A 7795-nucleotide genomic window follows, 5' to 3' on the forward strand; every position below is an offset into this window, starting at 1 on the left:
GCGCGACGACGAGCCCGACGAGGCCGTCCGGGAGCCCGAGGTCGCGGACCGCGGGGTGGACGACGCCGGCCGGGCCGCGCGGCGCGGGGGGCGCGAGCTGGAGCCTGCCAAGGCGGGAGGGCCTTCCTGACGACGACGGGGAGGGCGGGCGCACGGGTCGGGGGTCGACGAGCGCGCAGGACGCCGACGGTCAGTATGGACGACCATCCTGGGCCGGGTGCCAGGGACCACGGCCCCGCGCCCGGACCCTTCACATGATCGGCACGCGCCGCCCGGCGGACGCTCCCACCTGCCCCGACAGACCGTCCGGGATGTGGCGCCGGTCACGGACGGCGGCTGTCGCTTGTGTCCGAGACGTCGACTCGACATACTCCGTTGATGTATCGAGTTGATACATCGCAATCGTCGTCGACGTGATCGTCGCACGGCGAAGGGTCCCGGACGAGGTGAGGAGGTCGTGGTGCGCGGACGTTCCGACGTGCTCGAGCCGGCCATCCTCGGCCTGCTCCACGAGTCGCCCATGCACGGGTACGAGCTGCGCAAGCGGCTGAACCTGGTGCTCGGGTCGTTCCGGGCCCTGTCGTACGGCTCGCTGTACCCCTGCCTGAAGTCGCTCGTCGAGCGTGGCTGGATCAGCGGCGCCGAGTCGACGGACGGGCACACCGGGGCCACCCGGCGCGCCCGCATCGTCTACCAGCTCACGGCGGACGGCAAGGAGCACCTCCAGCAGGTGCTCGCGTCGTCCGGACCGACCTCCTGGGAGGACGAGAACTTCGACGTCCGGTTCGCCTTCTTCGGGCAGACCGACGCCGAGACGAGGCTGCGGATCCTCGAGGGCCGACGCACCCGCCTGACGGAGCGCCTCGAGACCGTCCGTCAGTCCTTCGCCCGCACCCGCGAGCGCATGGACGAGTACACCCTCGAGCTGCAGCGCCACGGCCTCGAGCAGGTCGAGCGCGAGGTCAAGTGGCTCGACGGCCTCATCGACAACGAGCGCGGCGCCCGCCGCGCCCGGACCGCACCGGGTGCCGGCCGCACGGCCGACACCGACCAGAACGCCGACGGCACGACTCCGGAGGCGACCACCACCGAGAAGGAGCGAGGATGACCTCCATCCGCGTCGCCATCGTCGGCGTCGGCAACTGCGCCGCGTCGCTCGTGCAGGGCGTCCACTTCTACGCCGACGCCGCCCCGGACACCAAGGTCCCGGGCCTCATGCACGTCCAGTTCGGCGACTACCACGTCAAGGACATCGAGTTCGTGGCGGCGTTCGACGTCGACGCGAAGAAGGTCGGCTTCGACCTGTCCGAGGCGATCGTCGCGTCGGAGAACAACACCATCAAGATCGCCGACGTCCCGCCGCTCGGCGTGACGGTCTCGCGCGGTCACACGCTCGACGGCCTGGGCAAGTACTACTCGGCCACCATCGAGGAGTCGGACGCCGAGCCGGTCGACGTCGTCGCCACGCTGCGCGAGACGCAGGCCGACGTCCTCATCTGCTACCTCCCCGTGGGCTCGGAGGCGGCCGCCAAGTACTACGCGCAGTGCGCGATCGACGCGGGTGTCGCCTTCGTCAACGCCCTGCCGGTGTTCATCGCGTCCGACCCGGAGTGGGCCGCGAAGTTCGAGGCGGCCGGTGTGCCGATCGTCGGCGACGACATCAAGTCGCAGGTCGGCGCGACCATCACACACCGCGTGCTCGCCCGCCTGTTCGAGGACCGCGGCGTCATCCTGGACCGCACGTACCAGCTGAACGTCGGCGGCAACATGGACTTCAAGAACATGCTCGAGCGCGAGCGCCTGGAGTCCAAGAAGCTGTCGAAGACGCAGGCCGTGACCTCCAACATCGACGACGGCCCGCTGGCCGGCAAGAAGGAGGACCGCAACGTCCACATCGGCCCGTCGGACTACGTCGCGTGGCTCGACGACCGCAAGTGGGCGTACGTGCGCCTCGAGGGCCGCGCGTTCGGCGAGGTCCCGCTGAACCTGGAGTACAAGCTCGAGGTCTGGGACTCCCCCAACTCGGCCGGCATCATCATCGACGCGCTCCGTGCGGCGAAGATCGCGAAGGACCGCGGCATCGGTGGCCCGATCCTGTCGGCGTCGACGTACTTCATGAAGTCCCCGCCGGTGCAGATGGAGGACCAGAAGGGCCGCGCCCAGCTGGAGTCCTTCATCCGCGGCGAGGTCGAGCGCTGACCTGGAGTGCAGCGCAGGGTGAGGGCCGAGCGAAGCGAGGCACTCGCCCGTAGCGGAACGCAAGGTCAGCGCGACCGCGAGGTCGAGCGCTGACCTGGAGTGCAGCGCAGGGTGAGGGCCGAGCGAAGCCAGGCACTCGCCCGTAGCGGAACGCAAGGTCAGCGCGACCGCCAGGAATGGCGCTGACCTGAAGTGCAGCGAAGGTCGAGGCCCCCGGTGCGATGCGCCGGGGGCCTCGGCCGTAGCGGAACGGAGGGTCGGCGGGGTAGCACACCACGCCGACCACCAGCGGGCGTTCATGCCTGTCAGTGACGGCTGACGCCGCCCACTCCCCCTACCCAGGTCCCGGGTCCCCCGGGTGCGAGGATGTGCCCGTGCAGGTGATCGACGACCTCAAGGCGCTGTGGCCGCTGCGGGACTTCCGCCGGCTGTTCGCCGTGCGGCTCGTCTCGCAGTCCGCGGACGGCATGTTCCAGGTGGGGCTCGCGACGCTGTTCTTCTTCTCCCCCGAGAACGCCAGCACCGCGACCGGGGTCGCGTCGGCGTTCGCCGTGCTGCTGCTGCCGTTCACGATCGTCGGCCCGTGGGCGGGCGTCCTGCTCGACCGCTGGCGCCGCCGCCAGGTGCTGCTCGTCGGCAACCTGGTGCGGGTCGGCCTGACGCTGGCGATCGCCACGGTGATGCTGACGCAGGGCGTGGGCCCGGCGGTCTACGTGCTCGCGCTCGTCAACCTCTCGATCAACCGGTTCCTGCTCGCGGCGCTGTCGGCGTCGCTGCCGCGGGTCGTCGACGGTCCGCTGCTGCTGACGGCCAACTCGCTGACGCCGACGCTCGGCGCGGCCGCCGCGGGCGTCGGCGGCGGCATCGGGGTCGTCCTCGGGCTCGTCCTCCCGCCCGGGCGCGGCAAGGACGCCGCGGCGCTCCTGGTCGCGGCGCTCGTGATGGCCGCGGCCTCCGCGCTCGCCACGCGGCTCGGCCGTGACCGCCTCGGGCCGGAGCAGCGCGCGGACGCCGCGCAGCTGCGCGCCGCCCTCGGCGCGCTGGGGCACGGGCTCGTCGACGGCGCGCGCTACCTCGTCGCCCGCCGCACCCCCGCCCGCGCGCTGGCCGTGATGGCCGTGCACCGGTTCCTCTACGGCGCGGTCTTCATCGCGAGCATCCTCATCGCGCGCAACCTGCTCTCGGACCCGGCGGACGCGGGCGAGGGGCTGCGCACCTTCGCGACGATCCTGGGCGCTGCGGCCGTCGGCTTCGCGCTGGCGGTCGTGCTGACACCGGTGCTCTCCCCCCGCACCGGCCCGCACGCGTGGATCGTCCTGTGCCTGCTGCTGGCGACGGCGAGCCAGCTGGTGCTCGTCGTCACCGTCGAGCTCGTCCCGGTGCTGGTCGCCTCCGCCGCGCTGGGGCTCGCGGCCCAGGGCGCCAAGATCGCGGTCGACACGATCGTCCAGCGGGACACCGACGACGCCTACCGCGGCCGCGCGTTCGCCCTGTACGACGTGCTCTACAACGCCGCGTTCGTCGGGGCCGCCGCCCTCGGCGCGCTCACGCTGCCCGATACGGGCTGGTCGCGCGGCCTGTTCGCCGTCCTCGCGGCGGGCTACCTCGCGGCGGCGGTCGTCTACGGCACCGCGGCCCGGCGCGTCCCCGAGGCCGTCCGCGTCCCGGCGGTGGCGCGGTCGTGAGCCTCGAGCCCCCGGACCTGGGCGCCGACCTGCCCTGGCACGCGATCACGCACAGCGACCTGCCGTTCACCGTCTCGGACCCGCGGCTGCCGGACGACCCGCTCGTCTGGGTCAACGCGGCGTTCACGCGCCTGACCGGCTACTCGGCGCAGGACGCCCTCGGCCGCAACTGCCGGTTCCTGCAGGGCCCGGGCACCGACCGCGGCGCCGCGCGCGGCCTGCTCGGCGAGCTGCAGGCCGGCCGCACCGGCGCCGCCGTGCTGCTCAACTACCGCCGCGACGGCACGCCGTTCTGGAACCAGGTGGTGGCGTCGCCGGTCCGCGACGCGGACGGGCGGATCACCCACCACGTCGGCATCCAGGCGGACGTCTCCGACCGCGTGCACGCCGAGCGGGAGCGCGACACGCAGCTCGCGCTCGCGCAGGCGACCACCGCGCGGCTCGACCTGCTCGCGCGCGTCTCGGACGAGCTGGCGACGCACCTCGACTACGCCGAGGCGGTCCGGGCGCTGGCGGACGTGGCGGTGCCGGCGCTCGCGACGTGGGGGTACGTCGTCGTCACGGACGAACGGGGCCGCGTCGAGCACCTGCACGTGACGACCGGCGACGACGAGCGGCGGGCGGCGGCCCGGGCGCTGCAGACGCTCGACACGGGCTGGCTGAGCCGGTCCCCGAGGATGCAGGAGGCGCTCCACAGCCCTCCGGGGTTCATGCCGACGCCGTACGCGATCGACGTGACCGGCCTCCCGGCGCGCACGACGCCGGAGCAGCTCGACGTGCTCCAGCGCCTCGGGCTCGGCAGCGCCCTCGTCGTGCCGCTGCGGGCGCGGGACCGGGTGATCGGGGCGCTCGCGCTGGTGCACGAGAGCCTCGACGCGTTCGGGGCCGAGGCCGTCGTGACCGCCGCGCACCTCGGCCGCCGCGCCGGCCTGGCACTCGACAACGTGCGCCTGTTCCTCGCCGAGCGCGAGGCGGCGATCACGCTGCAGCACAGCCTCCTGCCGGAGATCCCGCCGCTGGCCGGGCTCGACGTCGCGGCCACGTACGTGCCGTCCGCGCGGCAGGCGGAGATCGGCGGCGACTGGTTCGACGTGCTGCGCGTGCGGGACGGCTCGATCGGGCTGGCGGTCGGCGACGTGGTCGGCCACGACCTGCGGGCGGCGGCCACGATGGGTCAGCTGCGCTCGCTGCTGCGGGCGGCCGCGTGGGACGGCGAGGGCCCGGCGCGGGTGCTCGCCCGGGTGGACGAGGTGGTGCGCGGTCTCGACATCGCCGGCATCGCGACGTGCGTCTTCGCGCGCTGGGAGCCGGACGGCGACGGCGCGCGGCTGACGTACGCGCGCGCGGGGCACCCGCCCGGCATGCTCCGGCTGCCCCACGGCGAGGTGCTCCTGCTCGAAGGGGCGCTGCGGACCCCGCTCGGCATCGCGGACCCCGTGGGGCGGACCGCCGACGAGGCGGAGCTCCAGGTGCGCGTACCGGCCGGCGCGACCCTGGTGCTCTACACCGACGGCCTCGTCGAGCGGCGGGACCGCGGGCTGCGCGAGGGCGTGGCCGTGCTCGCCGAGCGGCTGGCGGGCGTCCCGGCCGGGGCGGACGCCAAGGCGGTGCGCGACGAGCTCGTCGCCGCCCTCGCCGGCAGCCACCAGGAGGACGACGTGTGCCTCCTGGTCGTGCGGCCGGCGGGCTGACCGCGCCCGCGCTCGCTCAGGAGCGCGCCGACCACCAGGCGAGGAGCTCCTCGCGGGCGGCGTCGGGGCCGAGCGGCCCGCGCTCCATGCGCAGCTCGAGCAGGTACCGGTACGCCGCACCGACCTCGCGGCCCGGCGGGATGCCGAGGATCTCCATGATCTCCGTGCCGTCCAGGTCCGGACGCACCGCGTCCAGCTCCTCCTGCTCCTTCAGGCGGGCGATGCGCGCCTCGAGGTCGTCGTACGCCTCCGACAGCCGACGCGCCTTGCGCACGTTCCGGGTGGTGCAGTCGGAGCGGGTGAGCCGGTGCAGGCGCTCGAGGAGCGGCCCGGCGTCCGTGACGTAGCGCCGCACCGCCGAGTCGGTCCACTCGCCGTCGCCGTACCCGTGGAACCGCAGGTGCAGCTCCGTCAGGCGGCTGACCGCCTGCACCGTCGCCTTGTCGTAGCGCAGCTCCTTGAGGCGCTTCGCGACGAGCTTCGCCCCGACCATCTCGTGGTGGTGGAAGCTCACGCCGCCGCCGGGCTCGAACCGGCGGGTGCGGGGCTTGCCGATGTCGTGCAGGAGCGCGGCGAGGCGCAGGACGAGGTCCGGCCCGGGGACGGCGCCGTCAGGACCCGTCTCGAGCGCGATCGCCTTGTCCAGCACGGTGAGCGAGTGCTCGTACACGTCCTTGTGGCGGTGGTGCTCGTCGATCTCGAGCCGCAGCGCCGGGAGCTCCGGCAGGACGTGCGCCGCCAGCCCGGTGTCGACGAGGACCTCGAGGCCCCGACGGGGCTGGGCCGAGAGGAGGAGCTTCGACAGCTCGTCGCGCACGCGCTCGGCCGAGACGATCGCGATGCGCTCGGACATCGCGACGATCGCGGCGCGCGCCTCGTCGTCGACCGCGAAGCCCAGCTGGGCGGCGAACCGCGCGGCGCGCATCATCCGCAGCGGGTCGTCGTCGAACGACCGACGCGCCTCCACCGGCGTCCGCAGCACGCCCCGCGCGAGGTCCGCGAGCCCGTCGAACGGGTCGACGAAGGTGAGGTCGGGGACGCGGACGGCCATCGCGTTCACCGTGAAGTCGCGTCGCGACAGGTCACCCTCGAGCGAGTCGCCGAAGACGACCTCGGGCTTGCGCGACGACGGGTCGTAGGCGTCGGTGCGGTACGTGGTGACCTCGACGACGACGTCCGCGGGCGCACCGCGGCGGCCGGCGAACCGCCGCGCGCCGATGGTGCCGAACTCGCGCCCGATGTCCCAGGTCGCGTCGCCCCACTGCCGCAGCAGCGCCTCGGTCTCGTCGGGCGTCGCCGAGGTCGTCAGGTCGAGGTCGTTGCTCGTCCGGCCGAGGAACGCGTCACGCACCGGGCCGCCCACGATCGCGAGCTCGTGACCGGCGGCGCGGAACAGCTCGCCCAGCTCGACGGCGTCGGACGCGAGCTCCGCGATCGACGCCAGCGCCCGCCGCCGCAGCGCGTGCAGGCCGGCCGCCGCGGACGCGTCGCCGGTCGGACGGGAGTTCTCGGTGGCGGGCACTCGTCCCATCCTTCCAGATCGGCAGTCGTTACAGTGGCTCGCATGTCCACCCCGGCGCACCGCTCCCCGTCGCGGGGGGTCCCGGCGCCACCGGGCGGTCACGCCCTGCGGATCGAGGTCCGCAAGCCCGCCCCGCGCGCGCCCAGCGCGCTGCCCGTCGTCGACGAGACGTCGGCCGGAGGGCTCGTCGTCACGCAGCACGACGGCGTCTACGTCGCCGCCGTCATCGCGCGGCGCAACCGTGCCGGCCGGCTCGAGTGGTGCCTGCCGAAGGGCCACCTCGAGGGCGACGAGACGCCCGAGCAGGCCGCGGAGCGGGAGGTCTTCGAGGAGACCGGCATCCGCGGCCAGGTGCTGCGCCGGCTCGGCGTCATCGACTACTGGTTCAGCGGCGACGACCGCCGCGTGCACAAGGTCGTGCACCACTTCCTCATCGGCGCCACGGGCGGCTTCCTCACGGTCGAGGGCGACCCGGACGGCGAGGCGGAGGACGCGCAGTGGGTCCCCGTGGCGGAGCTGCAGCAGCGCCTGGCGTACCCCAACGAGCGACGGCTGGCCGAGGCCGCGCTCGTCGTTCTCCTCGGCGACGCATGACCGGCACGGCTCGGCGGTCGCTCCTCGCGACCGCCGCGGGACTCGTCCTCGCGGCCGGGCTCGCGGCGGGCTGCACCGCTCCCCCGGTCGCCGACGCGGGGTCG

General features: G+C 74.1%; 6 protein-coding genes. 5 read left to right on the forward strand and 1 reads right to left on the reverse strand.

Annotated features, from left to right (window positions below):
- The first annotated feature begins 460 nt into the window (after positions 1 to 460).
- From HGCM_RS04035 to HGCM_RS04050, 4 genes are all read left to right on the forward strand, one after another.
- Positions 461 to 1108, forward strand: a complete 648-nt coding sequence (locus HGCM_RS04035) for a PadR family transcriptional regulator (RefSeq protein ID WP_019135601.1) — start codon at positions 461 to 463, stop codon at positions 1106 to 1108.
- The gene (locus HGCM_RS04040; RefSeq protein ID WP_019135602.1) at positions 1105 to 2199 is read left to right on the forward strand and encodes an inositol-3-phosphate synthase; all 1095 of its coding nucleotides are present in this window, start codon (positions 1105 to 1107) and stop codon (positions 2197 to 2199) included. The genes HGCM_RS04035 and HGCM_RS04040 overlap by 4 nt, the downstream gene beginning before the upstream one ends.
- 374 nt (positions 2200 to 2573) lie before the next feature.
- Positions 2574 to 3884 (forward strand): MFS transporter, encoded by a 1311-nt coding sequence (locus tag HGCM_RS04045; protein ID WP_019135603.1) that lies wholly within the window; start codon positions 2574 to 2576, stop codon positions 3882 to 3884.
- Positions 3881 to 5575, forward strand: a complete 1695-nt coding sequence (locus HGCM_RS04050) for a SpoIIE family protein phosphatase (RefSeq protein WP_019135604.1) — start codon at positions 3881 to 3883, stop codon at positions 5573 to 5575. Before HGCM_RS04045 ends, HGCM_RS04050 begins: the two co-directional genes overlap by 4 nt.
- 16 nt (positions 5576 to 5591) lie before the next feature.
- Here the strand turns inward: HGCM_RS04050 and HGCM_RS04055 are convergent, their stop codons facing one another.
- Complete coding sequence (locus HGCM_RS04055) at positions 5592 to 7106, reverse strand: CCA tRNA nucleotidyltransferase (protein WP_051016026.1); 1515 nt, start codon at positions 7104 to 7106, stop codon at positions 5592 to 5594.
- A gap of 33 nt (positions 7107 to 7139) precedes the next feature.
- Here HGCM_RS04055 and HGCM_RS04060 point away from each other — a divergent pair, with 33 nt between their 5' ends.
- Positions 7140 to 7691, forward strand: coding sequence for an NUDIX hydrolase (locus tag HGCM_RS04060; RefSeq protein WP_019135606.1), 552 nt, complete (start codon positions 7140 to 7142; stop codon positions 7689 to 7691).
- Positions 7692 to 7795 lie beyond the last annotated feature (104 nt).

Source organism: Cellulomonas massiliensis JC225 (genome assembly GCF_000312005.1).
Lineage (GTDB): Bacteria > Actinomycetota > Actinomycetes > Actinomycetales > Cellulomonadaceae > Cellulomonas > Cellulomonas massiliensis.